This window comes from Streptomyces graminilatus (assembly GCF_001418565.1).
GTDB lineage: Bacteria > Actinomycetota > Actinomycetes > Streptomycetales > Streptomycetaceae > Streptomyces > Streptomyces graminilatus.
Genome location: NZ_LIQQ01000366.1, coordinates 1 through 21,041, shown reverse-complemented (window position 1 = coordinate 21,041; position 21,041 = coordinate 1). Strand labels below are relative to the sequence as shown.

Sequence of the window (21,041 nt, the reverse complement as noted above, 5' to 3'; positions counted from 1 at the left end):
CTGGCCGGCCAGAGCGGTTCGCTGCCCGATCTGGCGGCGGGCGCCATCGGCGGTTCGACGGCGCTGGCCAGCCACGCGGTCAAGGCCGGGACGCGGATGGCGGTCAACACCTCGCCGGAGCCGTTCACCAACATCGTCCTCAGCCTCGCCGAGGATCTCGGGGTCGGCGGCATCGTCGCGTTCGCGATGTTCCACCCGGGGGCGGCGGCCGTCATCGCGGGGACCCTGCTCCTCGCCGGCCTGGTCATCCTGTTCTTCCTGGTCTCCCGGATCAGACGGTTCCTGCGGCGCCGGGCCCAGCGGCGCGAGGAGAAACGGCTCCCGGCCCGCGCCGGGTGGCCATCGGGCTGAGAAGGCCCGCCCCCACCTCCGCGAACCCGCTGGTCACAGGCTCGGGGCCGGATTGTCGGTGAGGGCCGATAAAGTCCCTGGCATGGCACGGATTGCGGTGATCGGCGCCGGCATGGGCGCGATGGGAGCCGCTGCCAGGCTGGCCGTCGCGGGCCACCGGGTGGCGGTGTACGAGCGTGGGGAGACGTACGGCGGAGCGGTGCGCCGTTTCGAGCGCGACGGCTTCTCCTTCGACACGGGCCCGGGGCTGCTCACCCTGCCCGCGGTCTACCGCGACCTGTTCGTCAAGACCGGCAAGCGGCCCCTGGAGGAGTGCGTCGAGCTGGTCCAGGTCGACCCGTCCTCGCGGCACGTCTTCCCGGACGGCACGGAGGCCGTCCTGCCGAACGCGTCCCGCGCGGGCGTCGTCCAGTCGCTGAACGCGGCTCTGGGGGCCGGGGCGGGCGACCGCTGGGGCGACTTCCTCATCCGGGCCCGCGAAGCCTGGGACCGCACCCGCAGACCGCTCCTGGAGGAGCCGCTGTGGACCGACTGGCGGGTGCTGGCCGAGCGGGAGCCCTACCCGGCGGTCCCCCACAAGCGGCTGCTGCGCACCCGCCGGGCCGGCACCCTCGCCGAGATCGCCGCCTGGGAACTGCGCGACCCGCGCCTGACCGCCCTCCTGGACAGCCACGCCCTGGCGTTCGGCCTCGACCCGCGGGAGGTTCCGGCGAGCGCGGCCGTGCTGCCGTACATGGAGCACGCCTTCGGCACCTGGTATGTCCGGGGCGGCATCCGGGAGCTGGCGCGCGCGGTGTACGAACGGTGCCTGGAGCGGCGGGTCGAGTTCGTCTTCGGCGCCGAGGTCACGCGGGTCGTCGAGAAGGACGGCCGGGCGGCGGGGCTGGAGCTGGCCGACGGGACCGTCGCGGAGGCCGACCAGGTCGTCGCGGGCGTGGATCCCGTAAGGCTGAAGGGGCTGACGGGGCACGCGCTCGACGAGGAAGGTGACGTGTTCCCCGACGCGTCGGCGCCGTCGCCGGGCCGGTTCACCGTGCTGCTGGCCCTGCGCGGGGCCCGGGAGGCGGCTGCCGCGCATCGCACGGTCGTGCACGCGCCGGACCGCGAGGCCGAGTTGGACTGGCTGAGCGGGGAAGGAGACGGCCCGGTGCGGCCCACGGTGACCGTGCTGCGGCCGGACGATCCCGCGCTGCGGCCCGACGGGGAGCACGAGTCCGTGGTCCTGACGGCGGTGGCGGGGCGCCGGGGCAACCGGGACGTGGAGGATTCGCCGGAGGGCTTCGCGAATCTGCTGGTCGGCGCGGCCGAGGCCGCCGTCCCCGGGCTGCGTGAGCGGATCCTGTGGCGGGAGATACGGACGCCCGGCCGGAACGGGGAGGAGACCGGCGCCTACTACGGTGGCGTGTCGGCACCCTCGCTCGCGGGCGGCAACGGGGACTTCCTGCATCCCGCCAACAGCACCCGGCTGCCGGGGCTGTACCGCGTGGGCGGCTGGTCACACCCGGGGGGCGGCCTCGCGCACGCGGGCATGTCGGGCGCGCTGGTGGCGGGGCTGATCGTGGAGGGGCCGGACTTCCGGGGCTCGCAGTGAACCCCGGGAGGCCCCGACGTGGGGCGGGTGGTCCCCGGGAAGGGCTTCCAGGGGCTGTTGGCCGCCCCTAGAAGCGGTACTGCTGCTCGTCGTACCCGTGCCCCTGCGGCTGGCCGCCGCCGTTGCCGTTGTCCTGGACGTAGTTGATTCCCTGGCCGTTGCTCTGGCCGTTGTCCTGGTACGGATACGGCTGCTCCTGCGGGAGTTCGCCGCCGAAGAACGGGTCGTCGGTGTTGCGCTGCTGCGGGACCCAGACACCGTTCGCCGGGGTCTCGCCGTAGCCGCCGGTGCCGTACTGCTGCTGGCCGCCCGAGGTGTCGTAGCCGTACTGCTGCTGGTCGTAGCCGGTGTCGTAGGAGGCGCCGCCGTAGCCCTGGCCGATGTACGGGTCGGAGTAGGCGGCGTACTGCTGCTGGCCGCCCGAGGTGTCGTAGCCGTACTGCTGCTGGTCGTAGCCGGTGTAGCCGTCGTACCCGTAGGTCTGGTCGCCGGTCTGGGCCGCCGCCGCGTACGGCTGGTCCTGGCCGGCCGCCGTCGCGTAGGCGGCGTTGTTGTATATGCCGTACGTGCCGGTCTCGTCGGGGATGGGCTGGGGTTCGTACACCGCGCCGCTCTCGGCGCCCGCGGAACGGGCGGACCGGGCGGGGGTGAAGACGTCGTCCCGGTCGAAGTCGCCGTCGAGGTCCTCGCCCTGACGGTACGTTCCGGCACCGGTGTCGAAGGCGTCCTTCCCCTTGCCGCCGGCGGAGCCGACGCCGAAGCCCGTGTCGGCGCCCTTGCCCGCACCGAACGCGCCCTCGGGGGCCTCCAGGTCGGAGACCTCCAGCGTCGGGTCCTGGTGCTCCCCGTCGCCGCGGCGGCCCTTCCTGCTGAACCTCGCGAGGAAGCCGGAGCCGGCGACGGCCCAGCCGGCCGAGAAGCCGCTGCGGAACGACAGGGTGACGTAGGTCTGCCCGACCGCGAAGGCCGCGGCGCCCAGGCCGATGACCACCACCGAGGGGATGAGCACGCCGAGAACCACGCCGAGGAAGCCGACGAAGGCCAGCAGCCGCCAGCGCAGCCGCGCCTTGTACTGCAGCAGAACCTCGCCGAGCAGCCACAACGCGACTACGCCAAACGCGATGTAGAGGACCGTCCAGCCCATGTACGCCCCTCTCCCAGTGGCCGCTACGCAGTGTGTCGTACGCCGGTGCGGCCGGTCTAGGCCCGCTGTGGGTGGTGCAGACCCAGGTTCTCGTAGATTTCCAGCGATGCCGTGGAGTTGTTCAGCGTAATGAAGTGCAGCCCGGGGATTCCCTCGGCCAGCAGTCGCGCGCAGAACTCCGTGGCGAACTCGATGCCAATGGAGCGTACAGCCGCCGCGTCGTCTTTGGCTGTGAGGATCCGCTCTTTCAGGGTGGAGGGGATCGCCGCGTTGCTGAGCTGCGGCAATCGCTCCAGCATCCGCACGCTGGTCACGGGCATGACCTCGGGGATGACCGGGGTCGGGCAGCCCGCCGCGGCGACGGCGTCCCGCAGGCGAAGATATGACTCCGGGTGGAAGAACATCTGGGTGATGGCGTAGTCCGCGCCCGCCCGGCACTTGTCGACGAAGTGCGTGACGTCCGTCTCCCGGTCGGGGGAGCGCGGGTGCGTCTCCGGGAAGGCGGCGACGCCCACGCAGAAGTCGCCCGACTCCTTGATGAGGCGCACGAGTTCGGCCGCGTACGTCAGACCGCTCGGGTGCGGCACCCACTCGGCCATCGGGTCGCCGGGCGGGTCTCCGCGCACGGCCAGGATGTTGCGGATGCCCGCGTCGGCGTACTGGCCGATGATGTTGCGCAGTTCGGCGACGGAGTGGTTGACCGCGGTGAGGTGGGCGACCGGGGTGAGCGTCGTGTCGGAGACGATCTGCTGGGTCTCCTTGACCGTCCCCGCGCGCGTCGAGCCGCCCGCGCCGTAGGTCACGGACACGAAGTCCGGCGCGACCGCCTCGATCCTCCGCAGCGCGTTCCACAGGCTCCGCTCACCCTTGGGGGTCTTCGGTGCCGAGAACTCGAAGGAGTACATGGTCTTGCCGGTCGCGAGCATGTCACGCACGGTGCGTGCGCGGTCAGTCCTGGTTGACGCGGTTCCGAGGGCCATACCGGCAGGTTAGCCAGGGGGCGACGGTCCCCCCAACCGGATGGCGGAAATTTGCCCGAATTGTCGACTTCTTGTCCACGCCTCGGACACCTGGATCCGGACCCGCCGACTCGGCCCCCGGACTGGGAAGCCTGGCCCTGGACGCCCCGCCCCGGACGCCTGGCCCCGGACACCCACCGACTCGGGCGCCCGGACCGGGACGGGCAGACGAGCGGGAATCTCCCGCCCGCTCAGAGGGCCCGCAGCCGTTTGGCGAACTCCGCCGCCGCCGCGCCCGGGTCGTCGGCCTCGGTTATCGCCCGTACGACGACGACCCGGCGGGCGCCCGCCGCCAGCACCTCGTCCAGGTTGCCCAGGTCGATGCCGCCGATGGCGAACCAGGGGCGCGCGGTGGCGAGCCCGGCCGTGTAGCGGACCAGGTCGAGGCCGGGCGCGTGGCGGCCCGGCTTGGTCGGGGTCGGCCAGCAGGGGCCCGTGCAGAAGTAGTCGACGCCCTCCTGGACGGCGGCCGCGGCGGCCTCCGACTCGGAGTGCGTGGAACGGCCGACTAGGACGTCCGGGCCGAGGATCGCGCGGGCCGCCGGGACGGGCAGGTCGCCCTGGCCGAGGTGCAGTACGTCGGCACCGGCCGCGTGGGCGACGTCCGCGCGGTCGTTGACCGCGAGGAGCCTGCCGTGCCGGGCGCAGGCGTCGGCGAAGACCTGGAGGTGGTCCAGTTCCTCGGCCGCCTCCATGCCCTTGTCGCGAAGCTGCACGATGTCGACCCCGCCGGCCAGGACGGCGTCCAGGAACTCGGCGAGGTCACCCTGTCGTCTGCGGGCGTCCGTGCAGAGATAGACCCGGGCGTCGGCGAGCCGCGCGCGCGGGCTGCTGACATCGGCGTCGTAGGTCGTCTCGGGCATACGGGTGTCCCCCCATGGGCGCGCCCCGGGGTGTTCTCCCCCGGGCGCGCCCCTGTGTGGCGGTGTGCGGACCGGGGCCCGCACATGGAACGGCTGGTCGGATCAGACGGCGAGCGCCTGGGCGCGACGCTTCACCTCCGTGCCGCGATTCTCGCTGAGGGCCTGCGCGGGGGTGCCGGGCAGGCTGGGGTCGGGGGTGAAGAGCCACTCCAGCATCTCCTCGTCGGAGAAGCCGTCGTCCCTCAGGAGCGTCAAGGTGCCGGTGAGGCCCTTGACGACCTTCTGCTCGACCCCGTCGATGAACGCGGCGGGAACGTGCAGCGCACGGTTCTCGCCACGGCGTACGGCGATCACTTGGCCCTCCTTAACCAACTGCCGGACGCGCGTCACCTCGATGTCGAGGATCTCCGCGATGTCCGGGAGGGTGAGCCAGGCAGGGACGAGAGCATCGATCTTTGCGTCAATCTCGGTCACGGGACAAGCCTGCCATCCCGCACTGACAGTCGGAAGCCGGGCCCCCGTGACCTGCGCCGATCCGAGGGTGCCGACGCCGTGTCGAGCGGCGCCGGGGCCTATGCCCCGGCCGCCTTCAGCGGGCGGGACGGGTCCGTCAGCGCGTCGGCGTCCATCAGGGTGCCCGCCTCGATCATGCGCCGCCCCTGGGCCAGGTCCCGGGGCCTGCCCACGGCCAGCAGGGCGACCAGGCGGCCCTCCCGCAGCCAGCAGACCGTCCAGGCGGGCCCGGACGGGTCGCCGCGCCACAGGGTGGTGTCGGCGGACTGGTGGTGGCCGACGTACTGGACGAAGCGGCCGAACTGCTCCGACCAGAAGTACGGGACCGGGTCGTAGACCGACGGGGACTCCCCGATGATGTTCGCGGCGACCGTGCGGGGTCCCTGGAGGGCGTTGTCCCAGTGGTGGACCAGCAGACGCCGGCCGTACCTTCCCGAAGGGAAGGAGGCGCAGTCGCCGACCGCGTAGACATCCGGCGCGGAGGTGCGCAGGTGGTCGTCGGCGACGACCTCGCGGTGGTCGCCCAGGGCGATCCCGGAGCCCGCGAGCCAGGCCGTGGCAGGGCGGGCCCCGATGCCGACGACGACGGCATCCGCGGGCAGCCGTGAGCCGTCGTCGAGCACCACCGCGCCGGGCTCGACGTGGGCCACGCGCGCGTGGGTGCGCAGCGAGGCGCCGCTGTCGGCGTACCAGGCGGTCATCGGCGCGGCCACCTCGGCGGGCAGGGCGCCCGCGAGCGGCCGGTCGGCGGCCTCGACCACGGTGACGGCGCAGCCTGCCTCGCGGGCGGCGGTGGTGAACTCGGCGCCGATCCAGCCGGCCCCGACGACCACGATGTCGTGCTGGCGCGCGAGTACGGGCCGCAGCCGTTCGGCATCGTCGAGGGTGCGCAGCAGATGCACTCCGGGGACGCCTTCGGTGCCCGGCAGCCGGATCGGTTCGGCGCCGGTCGCGAGGACCAGGACGTCGTAGGGCACCGGTCCCCCGGCGGTGTCCAGCTCGTGTGCGCCGGTGCGGACGCCCAGCACCTCGCACCCGAGCCGCAGTTCGATGCCGAGGGCCTCGAAGTCGAGGTCGAAGGCGGAGCCCTCCGCCTTGCCGAGCAGGACGGCCTTGGACAGCGGTGGCCGGTCGTACGGCTGATGGGGTTCGGCGCCGAGCAGGGTGACGGTGCCGGTGAATCCCTGTTCCCGCAGGGCGACCGCGGTCTGCACCCCGGCCATGCCCGCTCCCACGACGACCACGTTTCGCGGCTGCGGCCCGCCGGGTGTGCCCAGTGCCGGCGTGCCCTGTGCCTGTGCCTGCCTCTGCTCGCTCACCTGATCACCATAGACAACTGACAATTTGTCAGTCAGTGGGCGCGGTCAGTGACCTGCTGCACACCCACGCCCACGCCCACGGTGTTCTCGGTGTTCTCGGTGTTCTCGGTGCTCTCGATCTGTTCGACCACACTCGTCCCGCTGCCCGGCTGCGACTCCCACTCCCAGGTCTCCGCCAACCGCAGCCGCCCGTCCGGCAGTTCGGTCACCTCGGACACACAGTGACCCGAGGACGTCGTCCCGTCCCGCTTCAGCTGCACATACCGGAAGTCGAGGCGGTCGCCCTCCCGGGTACCCACGAGATGGCCGCGCACGACATCGCCGCCCGTGTACTCGGCCCAGATCTCGCCGTTCCGCTCGTGGTAGGTGAACCGGGTGCGCGTACCCACCTGGCCCGGGGCCTGGTCCGCGACCGGGGCGAGTACGAGGCCGTCGAGCGATCGGGGCATGTCGGAGGCTCCCTTACGTGTGTGTCGCCCTGCGGGCTAGGGTGGCCAGCGTAAGCACTCGCGGGAGCCCGGACGCACCGGGCTGAGAGGGAGGCTGGACGGCCTCCGACCGTACGAACCTGATCCGGGTCATGCCGGCGAAGGGAGGGGCTGGACACCCATGTCGCGTACACACACCTCGGACGTCGTGGTCGTCGGCGGCGGGATCATCGGGCTGGTGACGGCCTGGCGGGCCGCGCTGCGCGGGCTCACCGCGACCGTCGTGGATCCCGTGCCGGGCGGCGGGGCCGCGCAGGTGGCCGCCGGGATGCTGGCCGCCGTCACCGAGCTGCACCACGGCGAGCAGACCCTGCTGGGGCTGAATCTGGAGTCGGCCCGCCGCTACCCGGACTTCGTGGCCGAGCTGACCGAGCTGACCGGCCGCGACCTCGGCTACCGCCGCTGCGGCACGCTCGCCGTCGCGCTCGACTCCGACGACCGCGCGGAGCTGCGCGAACTGCACGCCCTCCAGCAGCGGTCCGGGCTGGACTCGGAGTGGCTCTCGGGGCGGGAGTGCCGGCGCCTGGAGCCGATGCTCGCGCCGGGTGTGCGCGGGGGACTGCGGGTGGACGGCGACCACCAGATCGACCCGCGACGGCTGGCCGGGGCGCTCGTGGACGCGTGCGAGCGGACTGGGGTGACGCTGCGCCGGACCTGGGCCGAGCGGCTCGACGTACGACGGGGCCGGGCCGTGTCGGTGACGGACTCGGCCGGCGACGAACTGGCCGCCGGGTCGGTCGTACTGGCCGGGGGCAGCCTCATCGGGCGGCTCGCGGGCGTCCCGGAGGCCGTGCTGCCGCCCGTGCGGCCCGTGAAGGGGCAGGTGCTGCGGCTGACCGTGCCGCAGCGGTACGCGCCGTTCCTGAGCCGTACCGTGCGGGCCGTGGTGCGCGGCGGCCAGGTCTATCTGGTGCCGCGCGAGAACGGCGAGCTGGTCATCGGCGCGACCAGCGAGGAGCTGGGCTGGGACACGACCGTCACGGCGGGCGGTGTGTACGAGTTGCTGCGGGACGCCCACGAACTCGTCCCCGGGATCACCGAGTTGCCGTTGACGGAGACCCGGGCCGGCCTGCGCCCCGCCTCCCCCGACAACGCGCCGCTGCTCGGCCCGACCGCACTGGAGGGGCTGCTGCTGGCCACCGGCCACTACCGCAACGGCGTACTGCTGACGCCGGTCACCGGTGACGTGCTGGCCCACGCGCTGGTCACCGGGGAACTGCCCGACGAGGCACTGGCCTTCACACCCCGCCGGTTCGGGACCGCCCGCAGGGAGCAGACAGAGCAGACGAAGCAGATGGAGCAGCTCGTATGAACATTCTGGTGAACGGCCTGCGGCGCGAGGTCTCCCCGGGAACCGCGCTCGACGCCCTGGTCAGCTCCCTCACCCAAGCGCCCACCGGTGTGGCCGCCGCGCTCAACGAAACCGTCGTCCCGCGCGCGCGGTGGTCGTCGACCTCCCTCTCCGAGGGCGACCGCGTCGAGGTCCTCACCGCCGTCCAGGGAGGCTGAGCCATGGCCGACGATCCCTTCGTCCTCGGCGGTACGTCCTTCACGTCCCGGCTGATCATGGGTACGGGGGGTGCGCCCAGCCTCGATGTGCTGGAGCGGGCCCTGGTGGCCTCCGGGACCGAGCTGACGACGGTCGCCATGCGGCGCGTCGATCCCTCGGTGCGGGGGTCGGTGCTGTCGGTGCTGGAGCGGCTGGGCATCCGGGTGCTGCCCAACACCGCGGGGTGCTTCACCGCCGGGGAGGCCGTGCTGACGGCCCGGCTGGCCCGGGAGGCGCTCGGTACGGACCTGGTGAAGCTGGAGGTCATCGCCGACGAGCGGACGCTGCTGCCGGATCCGATCGAGCTGCTGGACGCGGCGGAGGTGCTGGTCGAGGACGGGTTCACGGTGCTGCCGTACACGAACGACGACCCCGTGCTCGCGCGGAAACTGGAGGACGTGGGGTGCGCGGCGGTCATGCCGCTCGGGTCGCCGATCGGGTCGGGGCTCGGGATTCGCAACCCGCACAACTTCCAGTTGATCGTGGAGCACGCGCGCGTGCCGGTGATCCTGGACGCGGGGGCCGGGACCGCGTCCGATGTGGCGCTGGCGATGGAGCTGGGGTGTGCGGGGGTGATGCTGGCGTCGGCGGTCACCCGGGCCCAGGAGCCCGTGCTGATGGCGGCCGCCATGCGGAGCGGGGTGGAGGCGGGGCGGCTGGCCCACAGGGCCGGGCGGATTCCCCGGCGGCACTTCGCCGAGGCGTCGTCTCCGGTTGAGGGGGTTGCGCGGCTCGATCCCGAGCGACCCGCTTTTTGATCTCCCACCCGCGGACCGCCTGTTCCGGCCCATTTGCAAGTGCTGCTCTCCTGTGGGAGGGGACAGCGCCATTGGCGGCTACCCCCGCCGTACGCGTCACAGGTCGGCTTCAGTCGTGCTGCTTTCGCGGCCGGAGCAGCGGGCCTGTCAGCGGTGGCTCGTAGACTCGCCTGCGTGGATACGACCCTTCAGGACCCTCTCGTCGGGCAGGTGCTCGACGGCCGCTATCGCGTGGACGCACGGATCGCGGTCGGCGGGATGGCCACGGTCTACCGGGCCGTGGACACCCGCCTCGACCGTGTGCTCGCCCTCAAGGTGATGCATCCGACGCTCGCGGCCGACGTCTCCTTCGTCGAACGGTTCATCCGGGAGGCGAAGTCCGTGGCCCGGCTCGCCCACCCCAACGTGGTGCAGGTCTTCGACCAGGGCACCGACGGGTCGTACGTCTATCTCGCCATGGAGTACGTCGCCGGCTGCACCCTGCGTGACGTGCTGCGCGAGCGCGGCGCGCTCCAGCCGAGGGCCGCCCTCGACATCCTGGAGCCGGTGCTCGCCGCGCTCGGCGCCGCGCACCGGGCCGGGTTCGTGCACCGCGACATGAAGCCCGAGAACGTGCTGATAGGGGACGACGGGCGGGTCAAGGTCGCCGACTTCGGACTCGTACGGGGCGTGGACACGGTCACCAACACGACCGGGGCCGTCCTCGGCACTGTTTCCTACCTGGCGCCCGAGCAGATCGAGAACGGCACAGCCGATCCCCGCGTCGACGTGTACGCCTGCGGAATCGTCCTCTACGAGATGCTGACCGGCAGCCAGCCACACCACGGCGGCTCCCCCTCGCTGGTGCTCTACAAGCACCTGCACGAGGACGTGCCGCCGCCCTCGTCCCTCGTACCCGGCCTCGCCTTCGAGCTGGACGCGCTGGTTGCCTCGGCAACCGCGCGCAACGCCGGCATCCGCCCGCACGACGCGGTGGCGCTGCTCTCTCAGGTCCTGGAGACGCGCGGCTCGCTCGACGACGGGCAGTTGGACGCCGTACCGCCGCAGGCCATCGCCTCGGAGCACGGCAACGCCGAGAACCTGACGAGTGTCATCCCGCGCGCGCTGCCCGTGACAGGGGTCATGCCCATCGCCGGGGACGAATCCCCGGGCGGCGAGCCCCCGTTGAACCGGACCAGTCGGCTGGGAACCGTCGGCGCTCCCCCGGCTCCGGCCCCGCCCGCCCGGCGGGACACCCGGGAGCGGAGACGGCGTGCGCCGCTCGCCATCCTTGCCGCTGTGCTGCTCGTCCTTGGTGTGGGTGCGGGCGTCTGGTACATCAACTCCGGGCAGTTCGCGCGGGTCCCGGGGGTGCTGTCGCAGACCCAGACGGAGGCGAAGGCCCGGCTGAAGAAAGCCGGGCTGGAGTTCAGGGTCGAGGGGGCCTACAGCGACACGGTGAAGCGCGGCGCCGTCATCAGTACGGACCCGGAGGTCGGCGAGCGCATCCGGGTCAACGACATCGTGACGCTGACCGTCTCCAGGGGACCTGAGACCGTGCCGGTGCCCCAGCTCCTGGGCTACCGCCTCGACAAGGCCAGGGCGCTGCTGAAGCGGAACGGCCTGGAGCCGGGGATGGTCACCCGGGAGTTCAGCGAGGACGTGGCCCGCGGTTCGGTGATCAGCACCAGCCCGGATGCCGGCACCGAGCGGCGCACGGGTTCCGCGATCGCCCTCGTCGTCAGCAAGGGCAGCCCGATCGAGGTCTCCGACGTCACCGGGTCGAGCCTCGCCGACGCGCGGGCCGAGCTGGAGGAGGCGGGGCTGAAGGTGAAGGTCGCCGCCAGGACCGTCACCTCGGACGACTTCGAGCAGGGACAGGTCGCCGTCCAGTCCCCGGAGGGCGGCAGCGAGGCCGAGCAGGGCGACACGGTCACGCTGACGGTCTCCAAGGGTCCCGAGATGATCGAGGTCCCGGATGTGGTGGGCGACAGCGTCGACGACGCGAAGTCCGCTCTGGAGGGGGCCGGGTTCAAGGTCGAGGAGGACCGGGGGATTCTCGGGCTCTTCGGCGACACGGTGAAGAAGCAGTCCGTGGACGCCGGCGAGACGGCCGCCAAGGGGTCGACGATCACCATCACGATCCGCTGACCCCGGCTCCGTCAGCCGCTCCATCCGCCGACGGGACGCGCGGAGCCGCGTGACACCCTTGAAGGGTGACCAGCAAGCAGCTCCGCAACCCCGTCGGCGGCCATGTTCCCGTGGCCGGCGGTCTCCACTCCGTCGGCCTGTCCTACGCCCGTGACCTCCTGGCCGAGACCGTGCAGGTCTTCGTCGCCAACCCGCGCGGCTGGGCGACGCCCGTGGGCAACCCCCGGCAGGACGAGGAGTTCCGCGCGGCCTGCGCCGAGGGCTCGATCCCGGCGTACGTCCATGCCCCGTACCTGATCAACTTCGGCTCGCACACCGAGGCGACCGTGGAGCGGTCGGTGGAGTCGCTGCGGCACTCGCTGCGGCGCGGGCGGGAGATCGGCGCCCTGGGCGTGGTGGTGCACACCGGGAGCGCGACGGGCGGGCGGGACCGGTCGGTGGCCCTCAAGCAGGTACGGGAACATCTGCTGCCGCTGCTCGACGAGCTGACCCACGACGACGACCCGTTTCTGCTGCTGGAGTCGACCGCCGGGCAGGGCTCCTCGCTCTGCTCGCGCACCTGGGACTTCGGGCCGTACTTCGAGGCGCTCGACGCCCATCCGAAGCTCGGCGTCTGTCTCGACACCTGCCACATCTTCGCGGCCGGGCATGATCTGACCGGGCCCAGCGGTATGCACCAGACCCTCGATCTGCTGGTGGACACGGTCGGCGAGGGGCGGCTGAAGCTGATCCACGCCAACGACTCCAAGGAAGGGGTCGGCGCGCACAAGGACCGGCACGCCAACATCGGCGCCGGTCATATCGGCGAGGACCCGTTCCGCGCGCTGATGACCCACCCCGCGACCGAGGGCGTACCCCTGATCATCGAGACGCCCGGCGGCAAGGAGGGACACGCGGCGGACGTGGAGCGGCTGAAGAAACTCCGGGACGGATAAGCAGGTACGGGAGCACCCCGTACGGGAATACCCCCTGGGGGTATATTGCTGACCAGTGCAGTCAGCGAACCGTGACACCCGGGGGTACCTATGGAGCACGAGGCACACGCACACCAGCACACACCGGCCCACTCGCCCGTCCACACACCCGCCCACACACCCGCCACCACCTGGGCCGTAGCCGTCCAGGCCACCCTGCACTGCCTCACCGGCTGCGCCATCGGCGAGGTGCTCGGCATGGTCATCGGTACGGCACTGGGCTGGGGGAACCTGGCCACCACCGTGCTGGCGACGGTCCTGGCGTTCTTCTTCGGCTACTCGCTCACCCTGCGCGGCGTCCTGCGGGCCGGCGTCGACTTCCGTACGGCCGTCCGGGTGGCGCTGGCGGCGGACACCCTGTCGATCGCCGTGATGGAGCTGGTCGACAACGGCGTGATCGCGCTGTGGCCGGGCGCGATGGACGCCCAGCTCGACGACCCGCTGTTCTGGGGCGCGCTGGCGATCTCACTGGCCGTCGCCTTCGTCCTCACCACGCCGGTGAACAAGTGGACGATCGGGCGGGGCAAGGGCCACGCGGTGGTGCACCGGTACCACCACTGATCCCAAACGCTACACAGCCGAAAAGAATGATGCGGGCCTCAGAGCTCGGGGCCGTCCCCGGGCTCCTCCTGGTACGAGTAGCGCTGTTCGCGCCACGGGTCGCCGACGTTGTGATAGCCGCGCTCCTCCCAGAAGCCGCGGCGGTCGGCGGTCATGTACTCGACCCCGCGCACCCATTTGGGGCCCTTCCAGGCGTACAGATGGGGCACCACAAGGCGGAGCGGGAAGCCGTGTTCGGCGGTGAGGAGTTCACCGTCCTTGTGGGTGGCGAAAATCGTGCGGTCGGAGGCGAAATCGGCCAGCCGGAGATTCGAGCTGAAGCCGTATTCCGCCCAGACCATGACGTGTGTGACCTCGGGTGACGGCGGAGCCGCGGCGAGGATGGTGCGCGCCGGAATTCCGCCCCACTCGGCGCCCAGCATGCTGAACTTCGTGACGCAGTGCAGGTCGGCCAGTACGGAGGCGTGCGGCAGGGCCGTGAACTCCTCATGGTTCCAGCAGTACTTCTCGCCATCGGCGGTGGCGCCGAAAACCCTGAACTCCCAGCGTTCCGGGCGGAATTTGGGCACCGGTCCGTAATGGGTGACAGGCCAGCCGCGCTGCACCCGCTGCCCCGGCGGCAATTCGGGCTGCGTCGCACCTCCTGAATCGCGCTTTCCCGATTCACTTTCCGCCGACTGACCCATGACTCCATCCTGACAGACCAGGGAGAGTGCACATGACCAGGCCAGTCCGCACTCCACCAAATATGAATAACCCGGACCAAGCATGCCCTAACTTACTAAGTACGCACTTACTGGACGATCTTCGGCGGCGGTGCGATCATTCGGCGGCAACCTCCCCAGTACCCCGCTTGGAAGGAGCCTCTGCGATGCAGGGCGACCCCGAGGTCATCGAATTCCTCAACGAGCAGCTGACCGCCGAACTCACGGCGATCAACCAGTACTTCCTGCACGCGAAAATGCAGGAGAACTTCGGCTGGACGAAGCTCGCGAAGTACACGCGGCACGAGTCCATCGACGAGATGAAGCACGCGGAGATCCTCACCGACCGGATTCTGTTCCTCGACGGTCTGCCGAACTACCAGCGGCTCTTCCATGTACGGGTGGGACAGACCCTCACGGAGATGTTCCAGGCGGACCGGCAGGTCGAGGTCGAGGCGATCGACCGGCTCAAGCGCGGCGTCGAGGTCATGCGCGGCAAGGGCGACATCACGTCGGCGAACATCTTCGAGTCGATCCTCGCGGACGAGGAGCACCACATCGACTACCTGGACACCCAGCTCGAACTGGTGGAGAAGCTCGGCGAGGCGCTCTACATCGCACAGCTCATCGAGCAGCCGGAAAGCTGAGAGCCGGCCTTCCGGGTGGGTCAGGCGGCCTCGTCCAGCCGTTCGGCCAGGACCGGCCGGCTCTGGTCAACGAGGTCACGGGCCGGGTACGCGCCCCTGCCCAGCAGCGCCTGGATGCGCCGTACGCACGAACCGCAGTCCGTGCCCGCCTTGCAGGCCGACGCGATCTGGCGAGGGGTGCAGGCGCCGTCCGCCGCGTGCTTCTTCACCTGGGCCTCGGTCACTCCGAAGCAGTTGCAGACATACACGCGGGTCACCTCCCGACGGAATCTCACGGGTCAAGCCACCCCGAAGATCGGTGAGGCTAACCTAACCTTACCCGGCGGACGGATGTCGCAAAAGTGGTGTGGGGCGCGGATCGTATGTGATCCGCGCCCCACACCAGGATGATCTGCTACTGGTCCCGGTACATCTCCGCGACCAGGAACGCCAGGTCGAGCGACTGGCTGCGGTTCAGCCGGGGGTCGCAGGCCGTCTCGTAGCGGTGGTGCAGATCGTCGACGAAGATCTCGTCGCCGCCGCCCACGCACTCGGTGACGTCGTCACCCGTCAGCTCCACATGGATACCGCCCGGGTGCGTGCCCAGCGCCTTGTGGACCTCGAAGAAGCCCTTGACCTCGTCGAGGACATCGTCGAAGCGGCGGGTCTTGTGACCGGAGGCCGCCTCGAAGGTGTTGCCGTGCATCGGGTCGGTCACCCAGGCGACGGTCGCGCCCGAGGCGGTGACCTTCTCGACCAGCTCGGGCAGCTTGTCGCGGACCTTGTCGGCGCCCATGCGGACGATGAAGGTGAGCCGGCCCGGCTCGCGGTCGGGGTCGAGGCGGTCGATGTACGTCAGCGCCTCCTCGGCCGTCGTCGTCGGGCCGAGCTTGATGCCGATCGGGTTGCGGATCCGGGAGGCGAACTCGATGTGCGCGCCGTCGAGCTGCCGGGTGCGCTCACCGATCCACACCATGTGCGCCGAGACGTCGTACAGCCGTCCGGTGCGGGAGTCGACGCGGGTCAGCGCCGATTCGTAGTCCAGCAGCAGCGCCTCGTGCGAGGAGTAGAACTCGACCGTCTGGAACTCGGCCGGGTCCGTGCCGCAGGCGCGCATGAAGTTCAGCGCGTTGTCGATCTCGCGGGCGAGCTGCTCGTACCGCTGGCCGGACGGGGACGACTTCACGAAGTCCTGGTTCCAGGCGTGCACCTGGCGCAGGTCGGCGTAGCCGCCGGTGGTGAAGGCGCGGACCAGGTTGAGCGTGGAGGCCGACGCGTTGTACATCCGCTTCAGGCGCTCGGGGTCCGGGATCCGGGACGCCTCGTCGAAGTCGAAGCCGTTGACCGAGTCGCCCCGGTACGTCGGCAGGGTCACTCCGTCGCGGGTCTCGGTGCCCTTGGAGCGCGGCTTCGAGTACTGGCCGGCGATCCGGCCGACCTTCACGACCGGCACGGAGGCCGCGTAGGTGAGGACGGCGCCCATCTGGAGAAGGGTCTTCAGCTTGGCGCGGATGTCGTCGGCGCCGACGGCGTCGAAGGACTCGGCGCAGTCGCCGCCCTGGAGGAGGAACGCCTCTCCCTTGGCGACGGCCGCCATCCGGGCACGCAGCAGGTCGCACTCGCCCGCGAAGACGAGAGGCGGATACGACGCGAGTTCCGCAACGACTGCGCGCAGAGCCTCGGTGTCGGGGTACTCGGGCTGCTGCGCCGCGGGCAGGTCTCGCCAGGTGTTGCCAGCGCTGGCGCTGGTCTTAGCGTTCACGGTCACGCATTGAACTTTACGGGGTCACGTTGGGCGTTCAGCCGTCTGCTCATCAAGTGAGACGCGGGTCGCTCGTACGGGTCCGGTCAGCGGAATGGCCGGTCCGCGCGCCGGTTCACGCGCTGTTCACAGGCCGGTTCAGGGGCTGTCCGCGTCCCTTGGTGTATGGTCCGTCACATGTTCGCGCACTCGACCCAGATCCAGAACTGGTGGTGGCCCGCTCACTCGGCGGCCCACTGACTGCGCGTACGCAAGTCTTCGCGAAGGCCGCCCGAGGGGCGGCCTTCGGTGTTTTCGCGGACTTCCGCGCCGGGCCGTTCCTCTCCCCCGACTGACTATGGATGAGGAACGAGGAACCCATGCGACTCGACCGGCTCCCGCACGACGACCGTCCGTTCGCCCTGCTCCGCCGCCGTACCCCCGGCCGCGACCACGATGTGGTCGAACTGTTGCTCGGCCCGGTGACCACGTACGACCGGCTCGCCGACATCCCCGACGAGGGTCTGGCCCTCGTCCCCTTCCGCCAGATCCGCGAGCGCGGCTTCGACGTCCGCGACGACGGCACCCCGCTCGCGGTGCTCACGCCCGAGGAGACGTACGAGTTCCGGCTGGAGGAGGCGCTCGACCAGCTCCCCGCGCACGAGGTGCGGGTCGAGGGCGGTGGCTTCGACGTCGGCGACGAGGAGTACGCGGAGATCGTCGGGCGGGTGCTCCGGGAGGAGATCGGGCGGGGCGAGGGGGCGAACTTCGTCATCCGGCGGACGTACGAGGGCAGGATCCCGGGGTTCGGACGCGCCGACGCGCTCGCGCTGTTCCGGCGGCTGCTGGTCGGGGAGCGGGGCGCGTACTGGACGTTCGTCGTGCACACCGGGGATCGGACGCTGGTCGGGGCGAGTCCGGAGGTGCACGTCCGGATGTCCGGCGGCACGGTGGTCATGAACCCGATCAGCGGAACGTACCGCTATCCGGCCGAGGGGCCGACGCCCGAACATCTGCTCTCCTTCCTCGCGGACGGCAAGGAGATCGAGGAGCTGTCGATGGTCGTCGACGAGGAGCTCAAGATGATGTGCACCGTCGGCGACATGGGCGGGGTCGTGGTGGGGCCCCGGCTGAAGGAGATGGCCCATCTCGCGCACACGGAGTACGAGTTGCGGGGCCGGTCCTCGCTGGACGTGCGGGAGGTGCTGAAGGAGACCATGTTCGCGGCGACCGTCACCGGGTCGCCCGTGCAGAACGCGTGCCGGGTGATCGAGCGGCACGAGGTCGGCGGGCGCGGCTACTACGCCGGGGCGCTGGCGCTGGTCGGGCGGGATCCGGGGGACGGGCGGGACGGTTCCGCCGGGGCGCAGACCCTCGACTCACCGATCCTCATCCGGACCGCCGACATCGCGCCGGACGGACGGCTGCGGGTGCCGGTGGGCGCCACGCTGGTCCGTGGCTCGGACCCGGCGGGCGAGGTCGCCGAGACCCACGCCAAGGCGGCCGGGGTGCTGGCCGCGCTCGGTGTCGTACCGGGCAGGCCCCGGGAGACGGGCGTACGGCCGCGGCTCATGGACGATCCGCGGGTGCGGGCGGCTCTGGACGGGCGGCGGGCCTCGCTGGCGCCGTTCTGGCTGCGGATGCAGGAAGCCCCCGGGAAGAGCGGGGAGCTGACCGGGCACGCGCTGGTCGTGGACGCCGAGGACACCTTCACGGCGATGCTCGCGCACGTCCTGCGCTCGTCGGGGCTCGACGTGACCGTGCGGCGCTACGACGAACCGGGGCTGCGGGAGGCCGTCGTACGGCACGAGGGGCCGCTGGTGCTGGGGCCCGGCCCCGGTGATCCGGGCGACCCGGCCGACCCGAAGATGCGGTTCCTGCGCGAGCTGACCGCCGAGGCCGTCCGGGACCACCGGCACGGCGTCCTCGGGGTCTGTCTCGGGCACGAGCTGATCGCGGTGGAGCTGGGGCTGGGGATCGTACGGAAGGAAGTGCCGTACCAGGGCGCGCAGGCGGAGATCGACCTGTTCGGGCGGACGGAGACCGTCGGTTTCTACAACAGCTTCGTGGCGCACTGCGACGACGAGGCCGCGGCGGAGCTGGCGGCGCGGTCGGTCGAGGTGAGCCGGAGCGCGAGCGGGGAGGTGCATGCGCTGCGGGGGCCCGGGTTCGCGGGGGTCCAGTTCCATCCGGAGTCGGTGCTGACGCTGGACGGGGCGAGTGTCGTGCGGGAGTTGGTGGCGGGGGTGCAGGCCCTGCGGGCGCGGTAGTTCTCGGGTGCGGGTCCGGTGGGGGCTGGTCGCGCAGTTCCCCGCGCCCCTAAAAGGCAAAAGACCCGGCCCTGCGGGCCTGAAAAGCACGGGGCGCAGCCCCCGCTTTTCAGGGGCGCGGGGAACTGCGCGACCAGCCACAGCGGACCGTCAGCCGAAGAACACACCCGCCTCCTCGTACAGTTTCGGGTCGACCGTCTTGAGTTTCGCCGTGGCCTCCGCGATCGGGACGCGGACGATGTCCGTGCCGCGCAGGGCGACCATCTTGCCGAAGTCGCCGTCGCGGACCGCCTCGACGGCGTGCAGACCGAAGCGGGTGGCGAGCCAGCGGTCGAAGGCGCTGGGTGTGCCACCGCGCTGGACATGGCCGAGCACCGTGGTCCGCGCCTCCTTGCCGGTCCGCTTCTCGATCTCCTTGGCAAGCCATTCACCGACGCCGGACAGGCGTACGTGGCCGAAGGAGTCGAGGGTCTCGTCCTTGAGCACCAGGTCGCCGTCCTTGGGCATGGCGCCCTCCGCGACGACCACGATCGGGGCGTACGAGGCACTGAAACGCGAGGTCACCCACGCGCACACCTGGTCGGTATCGAAGCGCTGTTCGGGGATGAGGATGACGTTGGCGCCGCCCGCGAGACCGGAGTGGAGGGCTATCCAGCCCGCGTGGCGGCCCATCACCTCGCAGACGAGGACACGCATGTGCGACTCGGCGGTGGTGTGCAGCCGGTCGATCGCCTCCGTGGCGATGCCGACCGCGGTGTCGAAGCCGAAGGTGTAGTCGGTGGCGGACAGGTCGTTGTCGATCGTCTTCGGTACGGCGACGACCGGCACCCCGTGCTCGTCGTTGAGGCGGGCGGCGACGCCGAGGGTGTCCTCGCCGCCGATCGCGATGAGCGCGTCGACCCCCTGCGCGGCGAGGTTCTCCCGGATCCGGGAGATGCCGTTCTCCTGCTTGAGGGGGTTGGTCCGCGAGGAGCCGAGGATGGTGCCGCCGCGCGGGAGGATGCCGCGTACGGCGGGAATGTCCAGGCGCACGCTGACGCCCTCCAGCGGACCTCGCCAGCCGTCCCGGAAGCCGACGAAGTCGTACTCGTACTCCTGTACGCCCTTGCGGACGACGGCCCGGATGACGGCGTTGAGCCCGGGGCAGTCGCCGCCTCCGGTCAGTACTCCGACGCGCATGGAAATGTCCCTTCGCCGCGGGTTCCTGACGAAGGATCAGTGTGACGCGCGTCTCATGCCACGTCGAGGTTCTTCACAAGCCGCCTGCGGTCTGATCACTCGTCGTCGAGGCCGCGCTGTATCGCGTACCGCACGAGTTCCACCCTGTTGTGCAGTTGCAGCTTGCCCAGGGTGTTCTGGACGTGGTTCTGGACCGTGCGGTGGGAGATGACCAGGCGCTCGGCGATCTGCTTGTAGCTGAGGCCCTTGGCCACCAGTCGCAGTACCTCCGTCTCCCGGTCGGTGAGCTGCGGGGCCCTGGGTTCGTCGGCGCCCGCGGCCGGGGCCGGCTCGGAGGCCAGGCGCCGGTACTCGCCGAGGACCAGTCCGGCCAGGCCAGGGGTGAACACCGGGTCGCCGACCGCCGTACGGCGCACCGCGTCCAGCAGTTCCTCCGTCGAGGCCGACTTCAGCAGGTAGCCGGTGGCGCCCGACTTCACCGCCTCCAGTACGTCGGCGTGCTCACCGCTCGCCGAGAGGACCAGGACGCGCAGGCCGGGGTTGGACCCGACCAGTTCCTTACAGACCTGGACGCCGGGTTTGGCGGGCAGGTTCAGGTCGAGCACCAGGACGTCCGGCGTGACGGCGCGGGCCCGGCGTACGGCCTGCTCGCCGTCGCCCGCCGTGGCGACCACGTCGAAGCCGGACTCGGCGAGGTCGCGGGCGACCGCGTCGCGCCACATGGGGTGGTCGTCCACCACCATCACCCGCAGCGGCCCCTGGCGCCCCTCGCGTCCTTCGTCGTCGCCGTTCACAGCCGTGCCCCCGTCGTTCCCGCTCTCGTCGCGGCGCTCGTTCTCGTTCTCGCTCGCGTTCCCGGTGGGCTTCATCGCCGCTCCGCCTTCCCCCGCCGTGCCGGTCTGGTGTCCTTCGGTACCGTCAGTTCGACCTCGGTGCCCTGCCCGGGCACGGAGATCAGTTCGGCGTCGCCGCCGAGGTCGCGCAGCCGGCCACGGATCGACTGGGCGACACCGAGCCGCCCCTCCCCCTCGGCCTGCGCGAGCCGCCCCTCCGGGATGCCCGGCCCGTCGTCGCGCACGGTCACGACGACGGGCCGGGCATCCCGGCGGGGCGGCTCGCGCAGGCTGAGGGGGGGGGGCGGCTCGGTGTCGCCCAGTCGAGCCGTGGCCGGCTCCGCGACCTCGGCGGCGACGCCGAACTGCTCTCCGTGCCCGGGCAGGGCACCGAGGTCGAACTGACGGGACCGAAGGACACCAGACCG

General features: G+C 71.3%; 23 protein-coding genes and 1 riboswitch. Of the genes, 11 read left to right on the top strand and 12 right to left on the bottom strand.

Features of this window, described 5'->3' with window-relative positions:
• Nucleotides 1–351 (top strand): DUF4126 domain-containing protein (locus tag AOK08_RS28905; protein WP_157876843.1); only part of this gene is annotated, 351 nt, incomplete at its 5' end.
• Between the two features lie 82 nt (nt 352–433).
• Nucleotides 434–1,942, top strand: coding sequence for a phytoene desaturase family protein (locus tag AOK08_RS28900; RefSeq protein ID WP_198539422.1), 1,509 nt, complete (start codon nt 434–436; stop codon nt 1,940–1,942).
• Between the two features lie 67 nt (nt 1,943–2,009).
• Here the strand turns inward: AOK08_RS28900 and AOK08_RS28895 are convergent, their stop codons facing one another.
• The 6 genes from AOK08_RS28895 to AOK08_RS28870 all read right to left on the bottom strand — a co-directional run bounded on the left by AOK08_RS28895 (nt 2,010) and on the right by AOK08_RS28870 (nt 7,249).
• Nucleotides 2,010–3,086: an SCO2102 family sporulation regulator gene (locus tag AOK08_RS28895; RefSeq protein ID WP_055531485.1), complete on the bottom strand. Its 1,077-nt coding sequence runs from the start codon at nt 3,084–3,086 to the stop codon at nt 2,010–2,012.
• 56 nt (nt 3,087–3,142) lie between these two features.
• A complete protein-coding gene (gene metF, locus AOK08_RS28890; RefSeq protein ID WP_055531483.1) occupies nt 3,143–4,066 on the bottom strand; it encodes a methylenetetrahydrofolate reductase [NAD(P)H] in 924 nt (307 codons plus the stop codon).
• A gap of 230 nt (nt 4,067–4,296) precedes the next feature.
• Complete coding sequence (gene thiE / locus AOK08_RS28885; protein WP_055531481.1) at nt 4,297–4,968, bottom strand: thiamine phosphate synthase; 672 nt, start codon at nt 4,966–4,968, stop codon at nt 4,297–4,299.
• A gap of 102 nt (nt 4,969–5,070) precedes the next feature.
• Nucleotides 5,071–5,442 (bottom strand): Rv2175c family DNA-binding protein, encoded by a 372-nt coding sequence (locus AOK08_RS28880; protein ID WP_055531479.1) that lies wholly within the window; start codon nt 5,440–5,442, stop codon nt 5,071–5,073.
• A 98-nt stretch (nt 5,443–5,540) separates the two neighbouring features.
• Nucleotides 5,541–6,800 (bottom strand): NAD(P)/FAD-dependent oxidoreductase, encoded by a 1,260-nt coding sequence (locus tag AOK08_RS28875; protein ID WP_422125779.1) that lies wholly within the window; start codon nt 6,798–6,800, stop codon nt 5,541–5,543.
• 32 nt (nt 6,801–6,832) lie between these two features.
• Entirely contained in the window at nt 6,833–7,249 is a 417-nt protein-coding gene (locus AOK08_RS28870) for an avidin-fold protein (RefSeq protein WP_241827124.1), read from the bottom strand.
• 50 nt (nt 7,250–7,299) lie between these two features.
• A riboswitch (TPP riboswitch) is annotated at nt 7,300–7,412 on the top strand.
• Here AOK08_RS28870 and thiO point away from each other — a divergent pair.
• The 6 genes from thiO (at nt 7,410) to AOK08_RS28840 (ending at nt 13,260) form a co-directional block, all read left to right on the top strand.
• Nucleotides 7,410–8,600, top strand: a complete 1,191-nt coding sequence (gene thiO, locus AOK08_RS28865) for a glycine oxidase ThiO (RefSeq protein WP_055531477.1) — start codon at nt 7,410–7,412, stop codon at nt 8,598–8,600. Its footprint overlaps the riboswitch before it by 3 nt.
• On the top strand, nt 8,597–8,797 hold the full coding sequence (thiS, locus tag AOK08_RS28860) for a sulfur carrier protein ThiS (RefSeq protein ID WP_055531475.1): 201 nt from the start codon (nt 8,597–8,599) through the stop codon (nt 8,795–8,797). Before thiO ends, thiS begins: the two co-directional genes overlap by 4 nt.
• A gap of 3 nt (nt 8,798–8,800) precedes the next feature.
• The gene (locus AOK08_RS28855) at nt 8,801–9,595 is read left to right on the top strand and encodes a thiazole synthase (protein WP_055531473.1); all 795 of its coding nucleotides are present in this window, start codon (nt 8,801–8,803) and stop codon (nt 9,593–9,595) included.
• Between the two features lie 174 nt (nt 9,596–9,769).
• Nucleotides 9,770–11,725: a Stk1 family PASTA domain-containing Ser/Thr kinase gene (gene pknB / locus AOK08_RS28850; RefSeq protein WP_055531471.1), complete on the top strand. Its 1,956-nt coding sequence runs from the start codon at nt 9,770–9,772 to the stop codon at nt 11,723–11,725.
• Between the two features lie 65 nt (nt 11,726–11,790).
• Nucleotides 11,791–12,660 carry a deoxyribonuclease IV gene (locus tag AOK08_RS28845; RefSeq protein WP_055531469.1) on the top strand — a complete coding sequence of 290 codons (870 nt, stop codon included), beginning with the start codon at nt 11,791–11,793 and terminating at the stop codon, nt 12,658–12,660.
• A 90-nt stretch (nt 12,661–12,750) separates the two neighbouring features.
• Complete coding sequence (locus tag AOK08_RS28840) at nt 12,751–13,260, top strand: DUF4396 domain-containing protein (protein WP_055531467.1); 510 nt, start codon at nt 12,751–12,753, stop codon at nt 13,258–13,260.
• A 38-nt stretch (nt 13,261–13,298) separates the two neighbouring features.
• Here the strand turns inward: AOK08_RS28840 and AOK08_RS28835 are convergent, their stop codons facing one another.
• Entirely contained in the window at nt 13,299–13,946 is a 648-nt protein-coding gene (locus AOK08_RS28835) for a sulfite oxidase-like oxidoreductase (protein ID WP_055531465.1), read from the bottom strand.
• Nucleotides 13,947–14,131: 185 nt separating this feature from the next.
• Here AOK08_RS28835 and bfr point away from each other — a divergent pair, with 185 nt between their 5' ends.
• Nucleotides 14,132–14,611: a bacterioferritin gene (bfr, locus tag AOK08_RS28830; RefSeq protein WP_055531463.1), complete on the top strand. Its 480-nt coding sequence runs from the start codon at nt 14,132–14,134 to the stop codon at nt 14,609–14,611.
• Nucleotides 14,612–14,631: 20 nt separating this feature from the next.
• Here the strand turns inward: bfr and AOK08_RS28825 are convergent, their stop codons facing one another.
• Together AOK08_RS28825 and AOK08_RS28820 are read right to left on the bottom strand one after the other, a co-directional pair.
• Nucleotides 14,632–14,868 carry a (2Fe-2S)-binding protein gene (locus tag AOK08_RS28825; RefSeq protein WP_055531461.1) on the bottom strand — a complete coding sequence of 79 codons (237 nt, stop codon included), beginning with the start codon at nt 14,866–14,868 and terminating at the stop codon, nt 14,632–14,634.
• A 137-nt stretch (nt 14,869–15,005) separates the two neighbouring features.
• Nucleotides 15,006–16,358, bottom strand: coding sequence for a class II 3-deoxy-7-phosphoheptulonate synthase (locus AOK08_RS28820; protein ID WP_055531460.1), 1,353 nt, complete (start codon nt 16,356–16,358; stop codon nt 15,006–15,008).
• A gap of 159 nt (nt 16,359–16,517) precedes the next feature.
• Here AOK08_RS28820 and AOK08_RS48950 point away from each other — a divergent pair, with 159 nt between their 5' ends.
• Entirely contained in the window at nt 16,518–16,592 is a 75-nt protein-coding gene (locus tag AOK08_RS48950) for a trp operon leader peptide (RefSeq protein WP_107101073.1), read from the top strand.
• A gap of 119 nt (nt 16,593–16,711) precedes the next feature.
• Nucleotides 16,712–18,601, top strand: a complete 1,890-nt coding sequence (locus AOK08_RS28815) for an anthranilate synthase family protein (protein ID WP_055531459.1) — start codon at nt 16,712–16,714, stop codon at nt 18,599–18,601.
• 150 nt (nt 18,602–18,751) lie between these two features.
• On the opposite strand, the gene AOK08_RS28810 is transcribed toward AOK08_RS28815, so the two are convergent.
• From AOK08_RS28810 to AOK08_RS47675, 3 genes are all read right to left on the bottom strand, one after another.
• The gene (locus AOK08_RS28810) at nt 18,752–19,780 is read right to left on the bottom strand and encodes a 6-phosphofructokinase (RefSeq protein ID WP_055531458.1); all 1,029 of its coding nucleotides are present in this window, start codon (nt 19,778–19,780) and stop codon (nt 18,752–18,754) included.
• Nucleotides 19,781–19,875: 95 nt separating this feature from the next.
• Nucleotides 19,876–20,523 carry a response regulator gene (locus AOK08_RS28805; protein WP_055531489.1) on the bottom strand — a complete coding sequence of 216 codons (648 nt, stop codon included), beginning with the start codon at nt 20,521–20,523 and terminating at the stop codon, nt 19,876–19,878.
• Nucleotides 20,524–20,645: 122 nt separating this feature from the next.
• Nucleotides 20,646–21,041, bottom strand: a 396-nt coding sequence (locus tag AOK08_RS47675) for an ATP-binding protein (RefSeq protein WP_241827123.1), incomplete at its 5' end; no start/stop codon positions are given.

Bases quoted from the DNA above. Each gene is read 5' to 3' on its own strand.
- bfr (WP_055531463.1), top strand. From the start codon at position 14,132: ATGCAGGGCGACCCCGAGGTCATCGAATTCCTCAACGAGCAGCTGACC.
- AOK08_RS28835 (WP_055531465.1), bottom strand. From the start codon at position 13,946: ATGGGTCAGTCGGCGGAAAGTGAATCGGGAAAGCGCGATTCAGGAGGT.
- AOK08_RS28815 (WP_055531459.1), top strand. From the start codon at position 16,712: ATGCGACTCGACCGGCTCCCGCACGACGACCGTCCGTTCGCCCTGCTC.
- metF (WP_055531483.1), bottom strand. From the start codon at position 4,066: ATGGCCCTCGGAACCGCGTCAACCAGGACTGACCGCGCACGCACCGTG.
- AOK08_RS28870 (WP_241827124.1), bottom strand. From the start codon at position 7,249: ATGCCCCGATCGCTCGACGGCCTCGTACTCGCCCCGGTCGCGGACCAG.
- AOK08_RS28900 (WP_198539422.1), top strand. From the start codon at position 434: ATGGCACGGATTGCGGTGATCGGCGCCGGCATGGGCGCGATGGGAGCC.
- thiO (WP_055531477.1), top strand. From the start codon at position 7,410: ATGTCGCGTACACACACCTCGGACGTCGTGGTCGTCGGCGGCGGGATC.
- AOK08_RS28805 (WP_055531489.1), bottom strand. From the start codon at position 20,523: ATGGTGGTGGACGACCACCCCATGTGGCGCGACGCGGTCGCCCGCGAC.
- AOK08_RS28810 (WP_055531458.1), bottom strand. From the start codon at position 19,780: ATGCGCGTCGGAGTACTGACCGGAGGCGGCGACTGCCCCGGGCTCAAC.
- AOK08_RS28855 (WP_055531473.1), top strand. From the start codon at position 8,801: ATGGCCGACGATCCCTTCGTCCTCGGCGGTACGTCCTTCACGTCCCGG.
- AOK08_RS28840 (WP_055531467.1), top strand. From the start codon at position 12,751: ATGGAGCACGAGGCACACGCACACCAGCACACACCGGCCCACTCGCCC.
- thiS (WP_055531475.1), top strand. From the start codon at position 8,597: ATGAACATTCTGGTGAACGGCCTGCGGCGCGAGGTCTCCCCGGGAACC.
- thiE (WP_055531481.1), bottom strand. From the start codon at position 4,968: ATGCCCGAGACGACCTACGACGCCGATGTCAGCAGCCCGCGCGCGCGG.
- AOK08_RS28895 (WP_055531485.1), bottom strand. From the start codon at position 3,086: ATGGGCTGGACGGTCCTCTACATCGCGTTTGGCGTAGTCGCGTTGTGG.